Annotated in this window: 22 protein-coding genes; all 22 read left to right on the top strand. The window is 67.1% G+C overall.

The window, feature by feature from the left end; genetic code table 11:
* Window positions 1-5 precede the first annotated feature (5 nt).
* From pseG to VF522_RS01125, 22 genes are read left to right on the top strand one after another with little or no spacing between them, the layout of a single operon-like run.
* Complete coding sequence (pseG, locus tag VF522_RS01230; RefSeq protein WP_330906382.1) at window positions 6-1,085, top strand: UDP-2,4-diacetamido-2,4,6-trideoxy-beta-L-altropyranose hydrolase; 1,080 nt, start codon at window positions 6-8, stop codon at window positions 1,083-1,085.
* A complete protein-coding gene (pseH, locus tag VF522_RS01225; protein ID WP_330906381.1) occupies window positions 1,078-1,590 on the top strand; it encodes a UDP-4-amino-4,6-dideoxy-N-acetyl-beta-L-altrosamine N-acetyltransferase in 513 nt (170 codons plus the stop codon). The genes pseG and pseH overlap by 8 nt, the downstream gene beginning before the upstream one ends.
* Before the next feature lie 11 nt (window positions 1,591-1,601).
* A complete protein-coding gene (gene pseI / locus VF522_RS01220; RefSeq protein WP_330906380.1) occupies window positions 1,602-2,651 on the top strand; it encodes a pseudaminic acid synthase in 1,050 nt (349 codons plus the stop codon).
* Window positions 2,652-2,656: 5 nt separating this feature from the next.
* A complete protein-coding gene (locus VF522_RS01215; protein ID WP_330906379.1) occupies window positions 2,657-3,655 on the top strand; it encodes a Gfo/Idh/MocA family oxidoreductase in 999 nt (332 codons plus the stop codon).
* A gap of 7 nt (window positions 3,656-3,662) precedes the next feature.
* Window positions 3,663-4,946: a DegT/DnrJ/EryC1/StrS family aminotransferase gene (locus VF522_RS01210; RefSeq protein ID WP_330906378.1), complete on the top strand. Its 1,284-nt coding sequence runs from the start codon at window positions 3,663-3,665 to the stop codon at window positions 4,944-4,946.
* Window positions 4,947-4,951: 5 nt separating this feature from the next.
* Window positions 4,952-5,506, top strand: a complete 555-nt coding sequence (locus VF522_RS01205) for a GNAT family protein (RefSeq protein WP_330906377.1) — start codon at window positions 4,952-4,954, stop codon at window positions 5,504-5,506.
* Window positions 5,499-6,383, top strand: coding sequence for a hypothetical protein (locus tag VF522_RS01200; protein ID WP_330906376.1), 885 nt, complete (start codon window positions 5,499-5,501; stop codon window positions 6,381-6,383). The genes VF522_RS01205 and VF522_RS01200 overlap by 8 nt, the downstream gene beginning before the upstream one ends.
* Window positions 6,380-7,510 (top strand): N-acetyl sugar amidotransferase, encoded by a 1,131-nt coding sequence (locus tag VF522_RS01195; RefSeq protein ID WP_330906375.1) that lies wholly within the window; start codon window positions 6,380-6,382, stop codon window positions 7,508-7,510. Before VF522_RS01200 ends, VF522_RS01195 begins: the two co-directional genes overlap by 4 nt.
* Window positions 7,507-8,127, top strand: a complete 621-nt coding sequence (gene hisH, locus VF522_RS01190; RefSeq protein WP_330906374.1) for an imidazole glycerol phosphate synthase subunit HisH — start codon at window positions 7,507-7,509, stop codon at window positions 8,125-8,127. Before VF522_RS01195 ends, hisH begins: the two co-directional genes overlap by 4 nt.
* 10 nt (window positions 8,128-8,137) lie before the next feature.
* Window positions 8,138-8,890: a HisA/HisF-related TIM barrel protein gene (locus VF522_RS01185; RefSeq protein WP_330906373.1), complete on the top strand. Its 753-nt coding sequence runs from the start codon at window positions 8,138-8,140 to the stop codon at window positions 8,888-8,890.
* Between the two features lies 1 nt (window position 8,891).
* Window positions 8,892-10,127, top strand: coding sequence for an N-acetyl sugar amidotransferase (locus VF522_RS01180; protein ID WP_330906372.1), 1,236 nt, complete (start codon window positions 8,892-8,894; stop codon window positions 10,125-10,127).
* Window positions 10,124-11,128 (top strand): hypothetical protein, encoded by a 1,005-nt coding sequence (locus VF522_RS01175; protein ID WP_330906371.1) that lies wholly within the window; start codon window positions 10,124-10,126, stop codon window positions 11,126-11,128. The genes VF522_RS01180 and VF522_RS01175 overlap by 4 nt, the downstream gene beginning before the upstream one ends.
* Window positions 11,125-12,339 (top strand): glycosyltransferase, encoded by a 1,215-nt coding sequence (locus VF522_RS01170; protein ID WP_330906370.1) that lies wholly within the window; start codon window positions 11,125-11,127, stop codon window positions 12,337-12,339. Before VF522_RS01175 ends, VF522_RS01170 begins: the two co-directional genes overlap by 4 nt.
* Window positions 12,332-13,186, top strand: coding sequence for an FkbM family methyltransferase (locus VF522_RS01165; RefSeq protein WP_330906369.1), 855 nt, complete (start codon window positions 12,332-12,334; stop codon window positions 13,184-13,186). The genes VF522_RS01170 and VF522_RS01165 overlap by 8 nt, the downstream gene beginning before the upstream one ends.
* Window positions 13,187-13,245: 59 nt before the next feature.
* Complete coding sequence (locus VF522_RS01160; protein ID WP_330906368.1) at window positions 13,246-13,533, top strand: hypothetical protein; 288 nt, start codon at window positions 13,246-13,248, stop codon at window positions 13,531-13,533.
* Complete coding sequence (locus VF522_RS01155; RefSeq protein ID WP_330906367.1) at window positions 13,530-14,471, top strand: class I SAM-dependent methyltransferase; 942 nt, start codon at window positions 13,530-13,532, stop codon at window positions 14,469-14,471. The genes VF522_RS01160 and VF522_RS01155 overlap by 4 nt, the downstream gene beginning before the upstream one ends.
* Window positions 14,468-15,691 (top strand): glycosyltransferase, encoded by a 1,224-nt coding sequence (locus VF522_RS01150; RefSeq protein WP_330906366.1) that lies wholly within the window; start codon window positions 14,468-14,470, stop codon window positions 15,689-15,691. Before VF522_RS01155 ends, VF522_RS01150 begins: the two co-directional genes overlap by 4 nt.
* Window positions 15,675-16,517 carry a class I SAM-dependent methyltransferase gene (locus tag VF522_RS01145; RefSeq protein WP_330906365.1) on the top strand — a complete coding sequence of 281 codons (843 nt, stop codon included), beginning with the start codon at window positions 15,675-15,677 and terminating at the stop codon, window positions 16,515-16,517. Before VF522_RS01150 ends, VF522_RS01145 begins: the two co-directional genes overlap by 17 nt.
* A complete protein-coding gene (locus VF522_RS01140) occupies window positions 16,514-17,671 on the top strand; it encodes a glycosyltransferase family 4 protein (protein WP_330906364.1) in 1,158 nt (385 codons plus the stop codon). The genes VF522_RS01145 and VF522_RS01140 overlap by 4 nt, the downstream gene beginning before the upstream one ends.
* Entirely contained in the window at window positions 17,622-18,527 is a 906-nt protein-coding gene (locus tag VF522_RS01135) for an SDR family oxidoreductase (protein ID WP_330906363.1), read from the top strand. The genes VF522_RS01140 and VF522_RS01135 overlap by 50 nt, the downstream gene beginning before the upstream one ends.
* 39 nt (window positions 18,528-18,566) lie before the next feature.
* Complete coding sequence (locus VF522_RS01130) at window positions 18,567-19,625, top strand: EpsG family protein (RefSeq protein WP_330906362.1); 1,059 nt, start codon at window positions 18,567-18,569, stop codon at window positions 19,623-19,625.
* A 14-nt stretch (window positions 19,626-19,639) separates the two neighbouring features.
* A complete protein-coding gene (locus VF522_RS01125) occupies window positions 19,640-20,857 on the top strand; it encodes an acyltransferase (protein ID WP_330906361.1) in 1,218 nt (405 codons plus the stop codon).

The following is a 20,857-nucleotide window of genomic DNA, read 5'->3' as shown; positions in this document are numbered from 1 at the left end:
TGACCATGAAAACGCTGGCGATCAGGGTTGACGCTTCGTCCCGGATCGGGACGGGCCACGTCATGCGCTGCCTCACGCTCGCCGACCGGCTCCGCGGCCGTGCCGAATGCGTGTTCGTCACCCGCGAGCGCCGGGGGAATCTTGCAGACCTCATGCGGCAGCGCGGACACGGCGTGGTCTGCCTGCCGCCGACGCCTTCCGAAGACAACGGGGAGCGCGCGGGACACTCTGGATGGCTCGGTGTGGATTGGGAGACGGACGCGCAGGACACCCTGGCAGCGCTGGCTCCGGTCGTCGCGGACTGGCTCGTCGTCGACCACTATGGGCTCGACGGCCGATGGGAAACCGCGGTAGCGGGCGGACGTCTCCGCGTCATGGCCATCGACGATCTCGCGGACCGACCGCACGCGGCACGGATCCTCCTCGACCAGGGCCCGGGGCGCAACGCGGCCGACTACGCGGCACTGGTGCCGGGCGACTGCACCGTGCTCGCGGGGCCCGAGTACGCCCTGATCGGTCCCCGTTTCAGCGCTCTCCGACCGGCGAGCCTGCAGCGGCGTGGGCAGGCAGCCCTCCGGCAGATCATGGTTTCCCTCGGCGGCGTCGATGCCACGGACGTGACTTCGAAGGTTCTCCGTGTCCTCCGGACATGCGCCCTGCCGCCGGATATCGGCATCGTCGTCGTGCTGGGACCGCATGCCCCCTGGATCGATGCGGTACGTGCGGAGGCCGGGCGCATGCCGTGGCTCACGGAGGTTCGCGTCAACGTCGCCGACATGGCCGCACTGATGTCCGAAAGCGATGTCGCGATCGGCGCGGCCGGGACGACCGCGCTCGAGCGCTGCTGCCTCGGACTGCCCGCGCTGACCGTGGTGCTCGCGGAGAACCAGCGACGCGGTGCGGAGGCGCTCGCGGCCACAGGGGCGATCCTGCCAGTGGATCTCGACAAGCTGCCGGAAGACCTGCCCGGGAAGTTGAAGCTCCTGCAGGACCCCGAGAGGCGCCACGACGTCGCGATCGCGGCCCGTGATATCGCGGACGGCGAGGGTGCGTCCCGGGTTGCGGAGGTCCTGCTCGATGCGTGAACCGTCCGAGTCCATGGCCAGGCGCATGCGCGAAGAGGATCTCCCGCAGGTCCTCGCGTGGCGGAATGCACCCGACGTCCGCCGGTTCATGCTGAGCCAGCATCTCATCTCGCCGGAGGAGCATCGCGCCTGGTTCGAGCGGATCCAGCGCGAAGGAACGCGGGAACTGCTGATCGTGGAATCGGGCGAGCGGCCCATCGGGTTTGCCCAGTTTTCCGCGCGCAGTGCCGGCGGCATCTCGGAATGGGGTTTCTATGCCGCGCCCGATGCTCCCAAGGGAAGTGGCCGGCTCCTTGGCACCGCAGCGCTGCGGCACGCGTTCGAGACCCTGGATCTGCACAAGGTCTGCGGACAGGCCTTCGCATTCAACGAGGCCTCCATCCACATGCACCGGACGCTCGGCTTCGCGCAGGAAGGCGTGCTGCGGGAGCAGTGCCTCCTGGAAGGCAGGCATCACGACCTGCTGTGTTTCGGGCTACTCAAGCGGGAATGGATTCCTCGATGAACGGAGCCGGCATGCATTCCATCCAGATCGCGGGACGGACCATCGGCGCCGGTGCCCCGCCCTATGTCATCGCCGAGCTTTCGGCGAACCACAACGGCTCGCTGGAGACCGCGATGCGGCTGATCACCGAAGCGAGCCGGGCCGGCGCCGATGCGGTCAAGTTGCAGACCTACAAGCCGGACACCATCACGCTCAATTGCGATGCGCCGGAGTTCCGCATCCAGGGAGGCCTCTGGGACGGCCGCACCCTTTACAACCTGTACGAGCAGGCACACATGCCGTGGGAGTGGCATGCCCCCTTGTTCGAACATGCACGCGCCAGCGGGATCACGGTCTTCAGCACGCCGTTCGACAAGACGGCGGTCGACCTGCTCGAGGACCTGGAGGCCCCCGCGTACAAGATCGCATCGTTCGAGGCGGTGGACCTGCCCCTGATCCAATACGTGGCTGCCACGCGCAAGCCGATGATCATCTCGACCGGCATGGCCGATGCGGACGAGATCCAGGAGGCGATCGACGCCGCGCGTTCGGGCGGCTGCACGCAACTCGCCGTGCTGCATTGCGTCAGCGGGTACCCGGCACCTGCTTCCGACTACAACCTGAGCACCATCCCCGACATGATCGGCCGGTACGGCCTGGTGACGGGCCTGTCGGACCACACGCTCGACAACACGACGGCGATCGCCGGCGTGGCGCTGGGCGCCGCAATCATCGAGAAGCATTTCACCCTCGATCGCAATGGCGGCGGTCCCGACGACAGTTTCTCCCTGGAACCTCCCGGATTGCTGGAGCTGTGCCGCGGCGCGCGCACGGCCTGGGAGGCATTGGGCAAGGTGGACTACGGCCGCAAGTCGAGCGAACAGGGGAACGTGCAGTTCCGCCGCTCCCTGTACTTCGTGCGGGACGCGGCCGCCGGCCAGACCGTCACGCCGGAGATGGTCAGGAGCATCCGCCCGGGATTCGGCCTGGCACCCAAGTACCTGGACGAAGTGCTGGGCGCGACCCTGCGCGTGGACGTGGCTCGCGGTACGGCCGTACGTCGCGAGCACCTGGAGCGATGACAGAAATGCAAGCGGACGACCATCGCGTTCTCATCGTCGGCTGCGGCAACATTGCCGGCGGTTTCGACGCAGCGCGCAATGCCGATGCGGAGCCGCTCACCCACGCGGGTGCGTTCGTCCGGGAGCCAGGCTTCCGTCTCGTGGCGTGCGTCGACCCCGACGAGGACAGGCGATCGGCTTTCCAGCGCCGCTGGAAAGTGGAGGAGGCATTCGCCGACGTCGCCTCCCTCGGCGACCGAACCGGGGCGTTCGACGTCATCAGCATCTGCTCGCCGACCGGCATGCACGGCGGGCACCTCGAGGCGGCCCTCGCGCTTCGCCCCCGGCTCGTGTTCTGCGAGAAGCCGGTGACTCCGTCGCTGGCAGAGACCCGCCATTGGGTGGAACGGTTCGAGCAAGCCGGCATCCACCTGGCGGTCAACCACACCCGCCGCTGGGCACCGGACGTCGCAAGACTGCGCGTCGAGCTGCAGAGCGGCAAATGGGGCAGTGTCCGTTCCGCGCACGGCACGTACGGAAAAGGCGTCCTCAACAACGGCAGCCATCTGATCGACCTGCTGCAGTTTCTCCTGGGTCCGCTGAGGCTCGTCGGCGCCGGCGCGCCCCTGTGGGATTTCTGGGAGACCGACCCCACGGTGCCGGCCTTGCTGGCGGCGGGTGAGGTGCCCGTGCAGCTCGCGGTGTCGAATGCCCGCGACTACTCGCTCTTCGAGGCGCACCTGGTCACCGAACGTGGCGTGATCAGCATGGAAGACGGTGGCCTCGCGTGGCGGATCCGCCATCCTGTCCCCAGCCCGCATTTCTCCGGATACACGGGGCTCGACCGGGGCGTGGATCTGCCGGGTGAGTACCGGCAGGCCATGCGATCGGCCGCGATCAACATCCGTGAATGCCTGCGGACGGGTGCGCCGCTCCATAGCACCGGGCGCACGGCCGCGGACGCCCAGCGTCTATGCGAACAGATCAGCGCCGCCGCGGCGCAGTCAGTTTCAGGAAACCGGTAGGAGTCCCATGGACCATCAACTTGCGATCTTCGGCGGAGCCCCTGCCATTGCACGCCCCCTCCAGCCCTTCAGGAGCCTGGGGGAGGACGAGGTCGATGCGGCCGCGCGCGTGATCCGCAGTGGCGTGCTGTCCGCGTACATCGGCGCTCCCGGCGAGGGATTCCTCGGGGGCAAGGAAGTCCGCGCCTTCGAGCAGCAGGCGGCCTCGTATTTCGGGGTGAAGCACGCGATCGGCGTGAACTCCTGGACGTCCGGCCTCATCGCGGCCGTGGGCGCCATCGGCATCGAGCCGGGCGATGAGGTCATCACGACACCGTGGACCATGGCGGCCACGGCTACGGCGATCCTGCACTTCAACGGCATCCCGGTGTTCGCGGACATCGATCCGGAGTCTTTCAACATCGATCCCTCCAGCGTGGAGCGGCTGATCACCCCCCGCACGCGCGCCGTGATGGCGGTGGACATCTTCGGCCAGTCCGCGGACATGGAAGCCCTGCGGGCGATCTGCCGGCGGCACGGCCTCAAGCTGTTGTGCGACACGGCACAGGCCCCCGGCGCGAAGTACTTCGGCGAGTACGCGGGGACGCTCGCCGACATCGGCGGCTTCAGCCTGAATTACCACAAGCACATCCACTGCGGGGAAGGCGGCATCCTCGTGACGAACGACGACGCCCTCGCCCATCGCCTGCGCTTGCTGCGCAATCACGCGGAAGCCGTGATCCAGAGCGACGACCCCGCGGAGCTGTCGAACATGGTGGGCTACAACTTCCGCATGGGCGAGATCGAGGCGGCGATCGCGTCCACGCAGCTGCGCAAGCTGGCCAAACGCGTCGAAGGCCGACAGGCGATCGCCCGTCTCCTGGATGCCGGCCTCGGCGATCTGCAGGGACTTGCCACGCCGCGCGTCAGCGAGGGCTGCACCCACGCCTACTACGTCTACGGCATGAAGGTCGATGTTCCGGCACTCGGGGTGTCCCGGGATCGCATCGTCGCCGCGTTGCGCGCCGAAGGCGTGCCGGGCATCGTGAACGGCTACCAGAACCTGCACCTGCTGCCGATGTTCAGGCACAAGATCGCCTATGGCACGCGCGGGTTCCCGTGGAATTCTCCGTACTGCACTTCGGACGTGAACTACGGGCCGGGCCTTTGTCCGGTCGCCGAGGATCTGCACTCCAGCCGATTCCTCGGCCTCAACCTGTGCATGTTCGAGTACCCGCCGGAGGACGTGGAGCTCCTGGTCGCCGCGTTCCGCAAGGTGTGGAGCAACCTCGACCAGGTGCGGCAAGGCTGAAAGCCATGGCAGCGCAAACCATCGGCCCCCTCGCGCAAGACTTGCCACTGCAAGGCGAGCTGGTGGAAATCCGTGCGTTCGGTCCGGAGGACCTCACTCCGGAATACGTCGGCTGGTTGAACGACCCCGAGGTGGTGCGGTACAGCAACCAGCGGTTCCGCCGCCATGACGCCCGCAGCTGCGCCGCCTACCTCGAAAGCTTTCCCGGCACCGGCAACCTGTTCCTGAGCGTGCGCCGCAAGGATGGCCGCCACGCGATCGGAACCATGACCGTCTATCACGCGAGCCACCACGGGACGGCCGACGTCGGCATCCTCATCGGCGACCGGAATGCCTGGGGGCGGGGCTACGGCCAGGACGCCTGGAACACCGTGGTGCACTGGCTCGCAAGGCATCCGGCCGTCCGGAAGGTCACGGCGGGCACGGTGGCCTGCAACGCAGGGATGCTCAAGTTGATGGAGCGCTCCGGGATGAAAAGGGAGGCCGTGCGCGAACGGCAGGAACTCATCGATGGCGAGCCCGTGGACATCGTCTACTTCGCGAAGCACCGTGATGACTGAGGCCCAAGCCCCGTTCGCTGCCGTCTGCCACGATGCCGGCGCGGCCAACCAGGTCATCGCGTGGATTCGATCCGCCGGCGCGGGCGACGCCGTGCGACCGGTGATGCGCGGGCCTGCCGAACGCCTGTGGCGCGTCGCCTTTCCGGATCGGGCGCTCGTCGACGATGTCGAGTCCGCGCTCGAAGAGGTCGCCCTGCTCGTCAGCGGCACCGGCTGGGGGAGCGAGCTCGAACATGAAGCGCGCGTGCTGGCACGGGCCAGGGGAGTCCGCAGCATCGCGGTCCTGGACCACTGGGTCAACTACGGTCAGCGCTTCGAACGCGGCGGCACGCAGGTCCTGCCCGACGAATTCTGGGTCTTCGACGAGCATGCGTACCGGCTCGCACGGGAGACCTTTCCCGGCGGCGCGATCCGCCGCATGCCCAATCGCTATCTCGAGGACCAGGTGCGCGCCATCGGCCCGGTACCGGCACACGGCGCCGAATGCCTTTACTTGCTCGAACCGATGCGCACCGACTGGGGCCGCGGCGTGCCCGGTGAATTCCAGGCGCTCGACTATTTCGTCGAGAAGCTCCCGTCGTTGAAACTGCCGCCGGAGACCGTCATCCGGTTGCGCCCGCACCCCTCCGAATCCGCATCGAAGTACGCAGACTGGATCCGGCAGCATCCCGATCTGCGGCTTGCCGTCGACGATGCCGGCTCGCTCGCAGACTCCCTCTCGCGCTCGGCGTGGGTCGTGGGCTGCGAGTCCTTCGGCCTGGTGGTCGCCCTGGCTTCGAACAGGCGGGTCCAGTGCGCGCTCCCGCCCTGGGCACCCCCGTGCCGCCTTCCGCACGAAGGCCTGGTGCATCTCTCCCGGCTCGCAGGAACACCATGAAGTACTGCAAACGCTGCCTTCAACCGGACACTCGCCCGAACACGCGCTTCAGCGACGCGGGCGTGTGCCCGGCGTGCGAATATTTCGACAAGCTCGCCGACGTGGACTGGCAGGAGCGCTCAGAGATCCTGGAAGACCTGTTGCAGACCTTCCCCCGGCGCGGTGGCCAGGGCTTCGACTGCATCATCGGCGTCAGCGGCGGCAAGGACAGCACGCGCCAGGCGCTTTGGGTACGCGACAAGCTGGGGCTCAAGCCGCTGCTGGCGTGCCTCAGCTATCCGCCGGAGCAGGTCACCGAGCGCGGAGTGAACAACCTGTCGAACCTGATCAACCTCGGGTTCGACGTCGTGATCTCCGCGCCGGCACCCGCCACCTGGCGTCGCCTGATGCGGGAATCGTTCCTGCGTTTCACGAACTGGGCCAGGTCCACGGAGCTCGCGCTCTTCAGCTCCGTCCCGCAACTGGCGATCCAGTATGGAATCCCGCTGATCCTCTGGGGCGAGAACCCCGGCCTGCAGCTCGGCGACCTCAAGACCCTGGGACGCACCGGTTACGACGGCAACAACCTGCGGTACATGAACACCTTGTCCGGAGGCGCCCTGGACTGGATGCTCGAGGCCGGCATCGCCCCCAGCGATCTCCTCCCCTACCGGTACCCGACGCCGGAAGAGTTCGATGCCCATCGCCTGCAGATCGTCTACCTCGGATGGTTCCTGGGGGACTGGTCGCTCGCGAACAACGCGATGTACTCCGTCGCCAGCGGGCTCGAGATCCGGGACGACCACGTCGGCAACACGGGCGACCTCATGGGAGTGACCTCCCTGGACGAGGACTGGGTCACGCTCAACCAGATGATCAAGTACTACAAGTTCGGATTCGGTCGCGTCACCGACTACGTGAACGAGGAAATCCGCCTTGGAAAGCTGACACGCGGCGAAGGCATCGAACTCGTTTCGCGCTACGACGACGCGTGCTCGCCGGACTACATCGCCAGCTTCTGCGAATACATCGGGCTGTCGGTCGACGAGTTCTGGACCCAGGTGCGCAAGTCGACGAACCGTGAACTGTTCGAAGTCCCGGAGAACGGCAGGATCAGGCGCAAGTTCCAGGTGGGGGTCGGCCTGTGACGCGACTCACCATCGGCATCGTGGACTACGGCGTCGGCAATCTCGCCTCGGTTCGTCATGCCCTGCGCTCCATGGGATACAGAAGCCGTTCCAGCAGCGACCGCGAGATCCTCGCCGCATCCGACCTCCTGCTGCTGCCCGGCGTGGGCGCGTTCCCGGCAGCGATGCAGGCGCTGCACGCGATGAAGCTCGTCGACTTCATCCGGCAGCAGGCCGGCGCGGGGAAGCCGGTCCTCGGCATCTGCCTCGGCATGCAGCTGCTCGCGGAAAGTTCGACGGAGTGGCAATCCACCGCCGGCATCGGCCTGATCCCGGGGGAAGTGCTTCACCTGAGCCACGCAGACTGGCATATCGGATGGAACACGCTCGAGGTCACGAGCGACGATCCCATGTTCCGGGTCGCCGACAGGCGCGCGATGTACTTCAACCACTCGTACGCGTTCCATCCGCCGTCCGAGTACCGCGTGGCCGTCGCCCGCATCGGCAGCCGGAACGACCCCTTCACGGTTGCAGTGCGCCGCAAGAACGTCGTCGGGCTCCAGTTCCACCCGGAAAAGAGCCAGGCCGACGGCCGCATCCTCCTGTCCAACGTGATCGAGGGCCTGTGCCATGCTTAGGAAGCGAGTCGTGGGTGTGGTCACGGTGCGCGGCGGATGGGCGGTGCAGTCGTTCGGCTACGGGCGCTACCTGCCGGTCGGCCGGCCGGAGGTCGTCGCCGAGAACCTCGACCGCTGGGGCGCGGACGAGATCCTGCTTCAGTGCATCGATCGTTCCACCGGCAACGCCGGGCCGGATCTCGCGTTGCTCGGGCGCGTCGCGAACATGGGCCTCGGCACCCCGCTCATTCTTGCGGGGGGCATACGCGACGAGGCGGATGGCGTCAGCTGCATCCACGCCGGCGCCGACCGTGTGTGCGTGGACGCCCTCCTGCACGAACGGCCCGAGGGAGCAAGCGAGCTTTCCGGTCGTCTCGGCGCGCAAGCCGTGATCGCCGCCCTGCCCTTGTCCATCGAACCGGGCGGCATCCGATGGTTCGACTACCGGAACCGGAAGAGCGGTCCGATCGGCGAACGCGTTCTGCAGCTGTTGCGCGACAAGATCCTGTCGGAGGCCCTGGTCATCGACTGGAAGAACGAAGGAACGCACGGCGGCTTCGACATGGGCCTCCTGTCGCAACCCGAGCTCGCGGGCATTCCGCTGATTGCATTCGGTGGATTGGCCGATCCCGCGGCGATGCGCGCCGCGCTGGAGCACCCGCAGACGGTAGCGGCCGGCGTGGGGAATGCGCTCAACTATCGTGAGCACGCCATGCGGCTGCTCAAGCAGGAGCTCGGGGGCGTCGCGGTCCGCTCGCCGTCCTCCCAGCCGGGAGCTGCCTGAGATGCTGCGAATCTGCAATCGTTGCCTGTATCCCGAAAGCCATCCGCTCGGCTTGGTTCTCGACGAAGAGGGGATCTGCTCGGGGTGCCGGATCCACGAGGAGAAGGACCGCCTCGACTGGAAAGCCCGCTGGAACAAGCTTCGCGAGATCGTCGCCCCCTATCGGAGCGCCAGCGGCAGGACGTACGACTGCATCGTCCCGGTGACGGGCGCGAACGACTCGTACTTCATCGTCCACCTGGTCAAGAAGAAGCTGGGATTGAACCCCCTTCTCGTGACCTACAACAAGTACTTCAACACGCCGCTGGGGATCCGGAACCTGGCGAACCTGCGGATCCGCTTCGACTGCGACATCCTCACGCAGAACGTCGACCCGCGATCGGTGAAGAAGATCACCCGCACCACGCTTCGCCAGTTCGGAAGCATCTACTGGCCGTGCCTTGCGGGCCAGACGGTGTTTCCCGTGCAGACGGCCGTCAGGCTGCGCGTTCCATTGATCATCTGGGGCGCGCACCAGGGCCTGGAACAGGTGGGGATGTTCTCGCACGAACACGAGGCCGAGATGACCCGCCGCTACCGGAAGGATCATGACCTTCTCGGACACGAGGCGGACGACCTGCTGTCGATCTTCGACACCCTCGGCGAAGACGACGTCTGGCAGTACCGCTACCCGGACGACGCGGACCTGCAGGCCGCGAACGTTCGCGGGATCTATCTCGGCAACTTCGTGCGCTGGGACCCGAAGGCCCAGCACGAACTCATGATGGACGACTACGGCTACCGGACGGCCGGATTCCCGAGGACGTTCGACTGCTACGACCATGTGGATTGCTTCAACTTCATGGGCCTGCACGACACGCTGAAGCTGTGCAAGCACGGCTACTCCAAGGTGCTGGACCACGCCTGCAGGGAGATCCGGCATGGCCGGCTGACGCGCGCCCAGGGGCTCGCGCTGGTGCGAAAGCACGAACGGGCCGCGACACCTCATGTGGACCTGTTCTGCGACTGGCTTGGCGTGGACAGGCGCAGCCTCGACTTCATCCTGGACCAGCACAGGAACGCCAGGTTCTGGAAACGCTCCGCGCCCGATGCGTGGGAGTTCGAAGGCATCAGCGCCCTGGCGATGGAAGCGGGCGCCCGGGGCAGCGAGGAGGTGGCACGCCGCTGCGCCTTCACCGCGACGGACCCGCCCGGGGACCGGGAGACCTACGTCACCGTCGGAAAGGGATATCCGTGAGCGACCTATCCCCTGTCCTGGGTTCGGAAGAAATCATCGAGCCGGTCACCAATCTGGATCGGTACGGCTTCTCGCATGTGCTCGCCGCGTATGCAGGCCTGAAGCAACCGCGGCGCCCCTTCTGCTCGTGGATCCATGGCTGGATCTGGTGGGACGAACTGGTGAAGCCCGAGGATCTGCTGGGTCCGCGGAACATGCCCCGCGACCTGTCGATCGTGGTGGGCTCCTCGCAGCAGGTGGACATGATGCGTGCCGCGGGATACACCAACGTCCTCGCGGGCGGGGTGCCGCTGATCTACGTGCCCGCGCAGCACGTCCGGAGGAGGCCGGACACCCTCCTCGCCTTCCTCGCTCACTCGGCGGAAGCGGAAAGGTTCGACGTTCTCCACGGCGACTACCTGGACCATCTCGCATCCATCCGGCACCATTTCGAGCGCGTCTACGTCTCGGTCTTCGCCCTCGACAGGAACGACAAGCTCAACGCCGAGATCACGCGCAGGGGACTGTTCGTTCTCGACGGAGCGAATCCGGCAGACCGCAATTCGATGCGGAGGACCCGCAGGTGCCTGGAGTACTTCGGGCACGTCTCGACCAACACGATGGGCAGCCACGTCGCGTATGCATTGGCGGCTGGATGCAGGACCTCCATCTGGTCCCCGATCTTCAGGTACGACTACGACGTGCTGGCGAAGTCGGCACACGGGCTGAGCCGGGACTATGTGGACCGGATGTCCCTCGTCCACGACGAGCCGTACCTGAGGAATCGGTTTCCGGGGCTGTTCGACACACCGCCGCTATCCGGATATCTCGATCCGGCGCTCGGCTCCGAGCTGCTCGGCGCGCGCCACCTCCTCACGCCGGACGAGGTGATGCAGGCGGCGGGTTGGACGATGGGTGTGCAATTGAGCGGCTATCTCGCAGGCGCCGTGCGGCGCTCCCACCGTCAATTGCGTTCGCTGTTCGCGCCGGGGGCGCCATCCGGAACCCGGAGGTGCGGATGACCGGCCAGATGTTGCGAGAGGAGCTTTCGCCTGCTCACGCGAGTGGCACATCCAGCCACGGTCGGTCCGGACGCCCGGCGCGCACCGGTCTCGTCTGCATCCTGCTCCCCGATCTGCGTGGGGGCGGGGCCGAACGGCTGCACGTCAACCTGGCAAACGACTGGGTCGCCAGGGGCCTGGACGTGCAGTTTGCCGTGATGTGCAATCGCGGCGACCTTCATGGAGCCATGGACCCCGGGATCGGGGTCCACGACCTTCGGGTTTCGCGCCTCAGGTCGCTCCTGTTTCCGCTGGCGCGTTACCTGCGGCGCACGCAGCCATCGGTCACCCTGGCAGCCATGTGGCCGCTGACCTGCGTCGCCATTGCCGCGTGGCGGCTCGCGGGGCGGCCGGGTCGCCTTGTCGTCAGCGACCACTCGCAGCTGAGCATCTCCGCGGTCAGGGAGATGAACGTGCCACGGTGGCTCCTGCGGCAAACCATGCGGCACACCTATCCGCACGCCACCGGGGTGATCGCTGTCTCGAACGGCGTGAAGCAGGACTTGTGCGCCATCGCCGGCCTGGACCCGGCGATCGTGCGGGTGATCTACAACCCCACCGCCGTGGGGATCCCGAACGCAAGAGGTGACGCCGATGCCCGAATCCGGTTGTGGGGGCGGGACGGTGGCAACAACATCCTGTCCGTAGGAACCCTCAAGCGCCAAAAGGACCACGCGACGCTCATCGATGCCTTTGCGCGGCTACCGGCCGGGCTCGATGCCAGGCTGACGATCCTCGGCGAAGGTCATCTGCGCCCGGACCTCGAGAAGCAGATTCGCAGCCTGGACCTTGGCGATCGTGTTCGCCTCCCGGGGTTCGTGCTCGACCCGTATCCCTGGTACCAGACCGCGGACTTGTTCGTTCTCTCGTCGCGGTGGGAAGGCTTCGGCAACGTCCTCGTGGAAGCGCTCGAATGCGGCGTTCCCGTCGTCAGCACGGATTGCCAGAGCGGGCCGGCGGAGATCCTCGACGGCGGCCGGTTCGGCAGGCTGGTGCCCGTGCAGGATCCCGCCGCCATGGCCGCCGCGATGTGTTCCAGCTTTGCCGGGAAACACGATACCGGCCTGTTGCGCAGGCGGGCGCAGGACTTCTCGGTGGCAGCGATCTCCGATGAGTACCTCCATTACCTGGATCTGAAGCCATCGATCACCGAGGAGACGCCGAATGTCTAGCCTGAGAAGAACACGCAGCTGGCAATACCTCATGAAGATGGCGCGCCCCTTCGGCGGGCTCATGCCGCAGCGCCTGTATTCGCACCTGTGGTTCCAGGGACGCTTCAGGACGAAGGTGCACGGAGTCGAGTTCGCGATGCACCACACCGGACTCGCGCTGGAAAACGAAGTGTTCTGGCGCCGCACTTTCGAGCACGAGCGCGCCACGGTCGCGCTGATCCTGCCCTATCTGCGCAACACGCAGTACATGTTCGACATCGGCGCGAACACCGGCTTCTTCTCCCTGCTGGCGAAAGCCGCGAATCCCGCCGCGCGCGTGGTGGCGGTCGAACCCTCGCTACCCAACTTCCAGGCGCTGGAGAATAACATCCAGCTCAATGCGTTCGACATCTCCGCCGTCCGCGCCGCGGTGACGGCCACGAAAGGAGAGGTCACGCTGTACGACTTCCCGACCATCTCGTACTCGGCCAGCCTGGATGACGGATGGCGAGCAGGCGCGCAGCCGAACAAGGTGCAGGGCGTGACGCTCGACGCATTGGCTGCCGACTACGGCGCGACGGGACAGCGCGTGCTGGTGAAGGTGGACGTCGAGGGCCACGAGGTCCAGGTGCTGGAGGGCGCGCGTCAACTGATCGCGTGGCGCCCGACCTTCCTCATCGAGATCATCCGCGACCATATCGCCCGCGGCGTTACCCGGCTGCTGCCGCCGGACCAGTTCCGCTACGACTTCATCGACGAAGCGTCGATGAGCACGAAGGACGTGACCGGTGACGCGCTCGCTGGAGGAACCCTGCCTTTCGGCAACTACCTGATCCGGCCGATGGATGCAGGAAGCGGGCCGTCGTAGGCCCGTCGAGCACGTCGCAGCTTCACCGGACATCAACGTCGCCGGATCGCATTGCATCCATGGTCGAACAGCACAACCGTCGTCGAGCCGCCGATACGCGTTCGGTGTTTCCCCCAGAACGGAGGATGCCCTTTTTCGCAGGCGCGGATGCAGAATGCTCACCCCTGAGCAAAGAGCACCTCATCAAGATGAAGTCGCTGATGCAACTCGTGCTCGTCCATGCGCGGCAGCCTGCGCCGCGTGCCCGCGACGACATCCACGCGATCTGCGTGCCGTCGGGCAAACGCGATCCCACGTCCCCCCGTCACTCCTGCGCGCGCATCGACCATGCGCACGTCCAACCATGAGCACCACGGAAGCATCGACCCATCGCATCTGTCCGCTCTGCGGCGGCGGGGGGCGCCGCACGGCGTTTCCGTTCGCGACCCGCTTCAACGGGCGGGAGTTCTCGTATGTCGCGTGCGCGCAGTGCTCATGCGTGTACGTCGATCCCGTTCCCGATGCCGAGACCTTCTCGCGCATGTACGCGAAGGCGCACTACCACGATGCGCACTATGCCGACGCGGACCAGGCCGCGTACCTGGACTCCGCGCGCATGTTGCGTGGCCTGCTGCCCCCGGGCGCACGCGTTCTCGACTACGGGTGCGGGACGGGCGCCTTCCTGCAAGCCGTGCGGACCGTCGGGCTCGAGCCCTTCGGCGTCGAGTTCGACCACGAAGCGGCGCAGGCGGCGAGCCGGCGCTCGCAATGCGAAGTGCAGACGGTCGACGCGTTCTGGGCCGGCCAGGCTTCGGGCTTCGATGCAATCCATCTCGGTGACGTGCTCGAGCACCTCCCCGACCCTGGAGCCGTGCTGCGGCAACTGCTCGCCCGGCTGCGACCCGGTGGCGTGCTGTTCGCCGAAGGTCCGCTGGAGGTGAATCCCAGCCCGGTCTACTGGTGCGCAACCGTGTTCGGCTGGGCCAAGCGGCTCGCGCGGCCCGGCTTCATGGCGTCGCATCCACCGACCCACCTGTACCGGGCGAACGGCAGGCAGCAGCTCGCCTTCTTCCACCGGGTGGAACCCCGCCTGGCCTTGCGCCACTGGGAACTCTACGAAACGGGATGGCCGTATGCACGCGGCGGGCGGATGCAACGCACGATCGCGGGCGCCGCCGTCGCGTTCAGCGGCCTGCGGCGATCGCTGTTCGGCAATCGCTTCCGCGGGCTGTTCCTCTTCGACCCGGCCCGGCAGGTCCAGCCAGCTGCGGTCGCCGAGCCCATCGAGGAGGTTCAACGCGCATGAGCTCGGTGCTCTACGTCACCTACGACGGCCTGCTGGAGCCGCTGGGGCAAAGTCAGGTACTGGCGTACCTCGCGCTGTTGGCGTCGGAGCACCGCATCCACGTGATGTCCTTCGAGAAGAAGGCCGACAGCAGCGATGCGGGGAAAGTGCGCGCGCTGCGCGGCAGGCTGCACGAGCTCGGCATCGGCTGGACGCCATTGCGTTACCACAAGACCCCCAGCGCACCGGCCACGGCCTTCGACATCGCGGTCGGCATGCTGGTGGGCAGCTGGCTGGCCCTGCGCAACCGCGTCACGATCGTCCATGCCCGCTCCTACGTACCGGCCCTGATCGCGATGCCGATCCGCTTCCTCGCCGGTGCGAAGCTGCTGTTCGACATGCGCGGATTCTGGGCCGACGAGCGCGTCGATGGCCGCCTGTGGCTGGCTTCGGGGGCGCTGTACCGCATCACCAAGCGGCTGGAACGCTCCTTCCTGCGCGCCGCCGACCACATCGTCACGCTCACGCGGGCGTCGGCCCGCGAGCTCGAGCGCTTCCCGGTGCTGCGCCAATGGCCCAGGCCGATCACGGTGATCCCCACCTGCGCCGACCTGGCGCGCTTCCGTCCGTCCGCAGGGCGCGCGGACGACGGCTTCGTCTTCGGCTACGTGGGGTCGGTCGGGACGTGGTACCTGTTCGAGGAAACGCTGCTGTTCTTCAAGGCCCTGCTGCGGCGCCGGCCCGATGCCCGTTTCCTGGTCGTGAACCGCAACGAGCACGCGCCGATCCGGTCGATGGCGGACCGGCTCGGCATCCCCCGCGAAACGATCGAACTCGTTTCCGCGGCCCACGCGGACGTGCCCCGTTTCGTGCAGCGCATGCATCTCGGCGCCGCCCTGATCCGGCCCTCGTATTCGAAGATCGCCAGCGCTCCGACGAAGCTGGCCGAGTACCTCGGCTGCGGCGTTCCCTGCCTGGGCAACGCCGGCGTCGGCGACGTGCAGGAGATCCTCGAGCAGGAGCAGGTGGGCGTGGTCATGCGGGGTTTCTCGGCGGCCGACATCGACGCAGCCGTCGATGCGAGCCTGCTGCTCATGGCCGACCCCGCGCTCGGCGCCCGCTGCGCCGCCGTGGCGCGCAGGCTGTTCTCCCTCGACGAAGGCGTGGCCTCGTACCGCGCGATCTACCGCTCGCTTTCCACCGAACTGCCGCAGGGCCAGCCGCATGAACACAGAAGCTAGCAACATCGACCGCGAGACGGTGGCCTCGTTCGGCAGCGAGTGGTCCCGCTTCGACCAGTCGCGGCTGCGGGGCGAAGAACTGCAGTCGCTGTTCGACACCTACTTCGACATCTTTCCGTGGGGCACGCTGCCAGCTTCGCCGGAAGGCTTCGACATGGGCTGCGGTTCGGGGCGGTGGGCCGCGCTGGTGGCCGGGCGCGTGGGACGCCTGCACTGCGTGGATCCTTCGGCCGAAGCGCTCGCCGTCGCCGAAAGGCGGCTGGCCGCCACGCCCAACGTGCACCTGGTGCACGCCTCCACCGACACGGTGCCGCTGGAAGCGGCCAGCCAGGACTTCGGCTACTCGCTGGGCGTGCTGCACCATATCCCCGACACGGCGGCTGCACTGAAGGCCTGCACCCGCCTGCTCAAGCCGGGCGCGCCCTTCCTGCTTTACCTGTACTACCGTTTCGACAACCGTCCGTTGTGGTTCCGCGCGCTGTGGCGCGCTTCGGACCTGCTGCGCGGCGGCATCAGCCGCCTGCCCGAGCGGCTCAAGTTCGCCGCCACCGACGCACTCGCGGCCTTCGTGTACTGGCCACTGGCGCGGCTCGCCGGTCTCGTGGAGAAACTGGGCGGCCGCCCCGCTGCGCTGCCGCTGTCGTTCTACCGGAACACGTCGTTCTACACGATGCGCACCGACAGCCGCGACCGCTTCGGCACGCCGCTGGAACGGCGCTTCACCCGCGAGGAGATCCGTTCGATGATGGAAGGCGCGGGCCTGCGCGGCGTCCGCTTTTCGCAGGGCGAGCCCTATTGGGTTGCCGTGGGAGTGAAAGCCGCATGAGCCGCTCCATGCTCGTGCTGTGCCCCTATCCCGAGGGCGTCGCGGCAGGCCAGCGCCTGAAGTACGAGCAGTATTTCGACGACTGGCGCGCGCGCGGCTGGACCATCGACGTGTCGCCTTTCATGGACATGGGGACCTGGAAGGTCGCCTACCAGCCGGGACGCGTCGGCGCCAAGGCGCTGGGCGTGCTGCGCGGCCACCTGCGCCGCCTGCGGGACCTGGCGCGCGTGCGCCGCTACGACCTGGTCTACGTGTTCATGTGGGTGACGCCCCTGGGCACCTCGTGGATGGAGCGCCTGGTACGGCGGCTTGCGCGCCACGTCGTCTACGACGTCGAGGACAACGTCGTCGTCGGCCAGGCCCTGCCGCGCGGCTACAACCCCAACGCGCTTGCCAGCCTGCTGAAGGGCCCGCACAAGGCCCGCTTCCTCATCCGCAACGCGGACCACGTGATCGCATCGTCGGCTTTCCTGCGCGACTACTGCCTGCAGGAGCTCGGCGCCCGGGCGTGCACCTACGTGTCGTCGTCGGTGGACACGTCGCGCTTCGTCCCCCGCACCCAGGCCGCGGGCGGGCGCAAGGTGACGATCGGCTGGACCGGCACTTTCTCCTCGCGCGTCTACCTCGACGCGCTGCGCGGCGTGTTCCAGGAACTGGCCCGCCGCGTGGACTACCGGTTGCGCGTCATCGGCAATTTCGAGTACGAGCTGCCTGGCGTCGACCTCGAGGTCGTCCAGTGGAGCAAGGAAAAGGAAGTCGAAGACCTCCAGGGGATCGACATCGGCGTCTATCCCCTGCCGCGCGACGAGTGGGTCATGGGCAAGAGCGGCCTGAAGGCGATCCAGTACATGGCCTTCGGGCTGCCCACGGTGGCCACCGAGGCCGGCATGACGCCGCTGATCATCCGTCACGAGGAAAACGGCCTGCTGGTGCGCACGGATGCCGAATGGGTCGATGCGCTGCAGCGGCTGGTGCTCGATTCCGCGCTGCGCGAAAGCCTCGGCGGCAAGGCACGCGAGGACGCCGAACGCAAGTATTCGATCCGCGCCATCAGCTCCGACTACCGGGGCGTGCTGGACCAGGTTTTGGGAAAGGAACTGAGCGATGGAAGGCAAGAAGATCTACATGGCGGGCTCCGGCGGGATGCTCGGTGAGGCGTTCCAGAAGCTGTTCGCCAGCGAGAACACGCTGCGGTGCACCGACAAGGACGTCAATGCCGACTGGCTGTCGTTCCTGGACTTCCGGGATGGCGCGGCCTACGCGCGTGACGTCGAGGCGTTCCGGCCGGACTACCTGTTCCACCTGGGCGCGCACACCAGCCTCGAGTACTGCGAGGAGAACCCCGACGACGCCTATGCCACCAACACCCTGCCGGTGGAAGATGCGGTGAGGATCGCCAACCGGCTGGACATCCCGCTGCTGTACATCTCGACCGCGGGGATCTTCGACGGCCGCCAGGACACCTACGACGACTGGGACCAGCCGAATCCGCTCGGCCACTACGCGCGTTCGAAGTACATGGGCGAGCTGTACGTGAGCCAGAACTGCCGGCGCTACCTGGTGTGCCGCGCCGGCTGGATGATGGGCGCGGGGCCGGACAAGGACAAGAAATTCATCCAGAAGCTGATGGCGCAGGTCCGCGCCGGCAAGTCCACGCTCCACGTGGTCGACGACAAGCTGGGAACGCCGACCTACACCCACGACTTCGCGCGCAACACGATGCTGCTGCTGGATCGCGAGCTCTGGGGCGTGTACAACATGGTGTGCGGCGGCATCACCGGCCGGCTCGAAGTCGCGCGCGAACTCGTGCGCCTGCTCGGGCTGGAACGGCAGATCGAAGTGGCCGCCGTGAGTTCGGCGCACTTCGCCGAGGAGTACTTCGCGGCCCGTCCCCCGTCCGAGCGGCTGATCACGAAGAAGCTGGACCTGCGCGGCGCCAACGTGATGCGCGACTGGAAGACGTGCCTCGAGGAGTACCTGCAGGACTACTACCGTGGCTACCTGCGCTGATCCGCCACGCACACCCCATTCGCCCAAGGAAGTACCGGCATGATGGTCTATTGGTCCTTCGTCCTGATCCCGACGCTGCTGTCGCTGTCGGAGACGATGCGGCGCAACCGGGGCGGGACGTCCGCCCTGCTCGCGCTGATCTTCGTTTTCCTGTTCTTCTTCATGGGGCTGCGGGACACGGCCGGCGACTATCCGACCTATGTGAACCTGTACGAGCTGCTCTCCGGCGCCGACCTGGAGACGTCCCTGAGCAGCGTGGAGCCGCTCTACGGCCTGCTGAACTGGCTCTCGTCCCAGCTGGGGCTCGGGCTCTACGGCGTCAACTCGATCTGCGCGCTGGTGTTCCTGTACTGCCTGGCACGGGTGGCGTCGACGGAGAGGCTGCCGCTGCTGCTGACCACGCTGGCCATCCCGTACTTCGTGATCGTCGTCGGCATGGGCTACACGCGCCAGGGCGTCGCCGCGGCGCTGGTGATGCTCAGCATCGTGTACTTGCGGCAGAACCGCGTGCTGCTCGCCTGCGTCGCCATCCTGGCCGGTACCGGCTTCCACTATTCCGCGTTCGCGGCGATGGCGCTCCCGCTGTTCGTGCGGACGCGCAACCAGACCGGCCTGCGGTGGTTCGTCTCGCGCCTGGCGGTGGTCGGCATCATCGCCGTTTCGGCCCAGAGCTTCCTCAGCGACCGGATCGACACCTACGTCGCCAGCTACATCGAAATCGACCGGTATGAATCCGGCGGCGCATTCCTGCGTTCGCTGGTGACCGCCGCCGCCGGCCTCGCGTTCTTCGCGTGGCGCAAGGAGTTCAAGAACCTCTATTCCGACTACGTGCTGTGGCGGCCGTTCGCCCTCGTGGCACTGGTCTGCCCGCCGCTGTCCTTCTTCGCCAGCACGCCCGTGGACCGCATGGGCCTGTACCTGCTGCCATTCCAGATCGTCACCTTCTCGCGCCTGCCGGTCGTGGTCAATGGCGGCCGCAGCGCCCTGGCCGCGAAAACGCTGATCCTCTGCGGCTACCTGCTGTACTTCTACACCTGGCTGCACCTCGGGGCGTACGCCGGGGAACTCTGGCTGCCGTATCGGTGGATCTTCTCCTGAGCAAGGCGAACACCATGGCCCCCCACCGCGTACAGCGAATCGCCGACGACCTGCGTTCCCCGACGCTGACGTCGATGCTCGACCTGAGCCGCTGGGTCGCCGCCGCCATGGTGTTCGTCGCCCATCTCCGGAATCCGCTGTTCCTCGGTTACGGCGATGTGCAGCCGGCGGACCGGACGTGGGCGGTCCAGCTCTGGTACTTCGTGACCGGCTGGCACGCGGAAGCCGTGACGGTGTTCTTCGTCCTGAGCGGCCTGCTCGTCGGCGCAGCCGGCTGCGGGCGCGTCGCGGCCGGCCAGTTCCAGCCCTGGAACTACGCCGTCGACCGTGTCACGCGGCTGTACCTGCCCTTCCTGCCGGCGCTCATGCTGACTTATGTCCTGGACCTGGCGGGGAGCACCTGGTTCCAGGCGGTGGGTTTCTGGGACCACACCCATCCGATGCTGGTGCAAAAGGTCAACGCCCCGGCTTTCGCGTCGATGCTGTCCGGCGACACGCTCCTCGGCAACGCCCTGATGCTGCAGCACTACGTCGTGACGCCGCTGGGCAGCAACCAGCCGCTGTGGACGATCTCGGCGGAATTCTGGTTCTACGTGGTGTTCCTGCTCGCGGTGCTCGCCTTCACGCTCGCGCGAGGCACCGCCGGCTGGCTTCTTGCGGTGGTGGCCCTGGGCGCCGCGTTCGCGCTGCTCGGGCCGAAGTTCGTCGTGCTTCTCGGGCTCTGGTGCATCGGCGTGGCGATCGCCTTCATCCCGCCGGCGCGCTGGCAGAAGCTGCCGCTCGCGATCGGCACGTTCGTCGTGCTGCTGGCCGTCATCCGCACCGGGCAGGCCGCATTCGACGGCAATCCCTTCCTGCGCGAGGCCAAGAACTACGCCGTGGCGTTTTCCTTCGCCTATCTCATCCTGTGCGTGCGCGGGCGCAGGTTTCCCTTGCTGGAACGCGCGGCCCGGCTGAACGAGTTCATGGCCGGTTTTTCCTACAGCCTGTACCTGCTGCACTTCCCGCTGATGCTCTTCGTGCTCGCCGCGCTGCACGCGAGCGGCCTCTTCCCCGAAATCGCCACCGGTTTCAGGCCGACCAGCGCCACGGGCATGGCCGTGTACGTGCTGACGATCATGACGGTGTACTTGCTGGCATGGTCCTTCGCGCAGTTCACGGAGCGCCTCACCCCCAAGGCCCGGCACTTGCTGAAGTCGGCCCTCCCTCTCCGCGGCATGAAGGCGAGGTGA

Origin of the sequence: Ramlibacter sp. (assembly GCF_036383835.1) — a bacterium.
Taxonomy (GTDB): domain Bacteria; phylum Pseudomonadota; class Gammaproteobacteria; order Burkholderiales; family Burkholderiaceae_C; genus Ramlibacter.
Note: the sequence above shows the minus strand (reverse complement) of the source record. Positions and strands in the feature narration are given on the sequence as shown.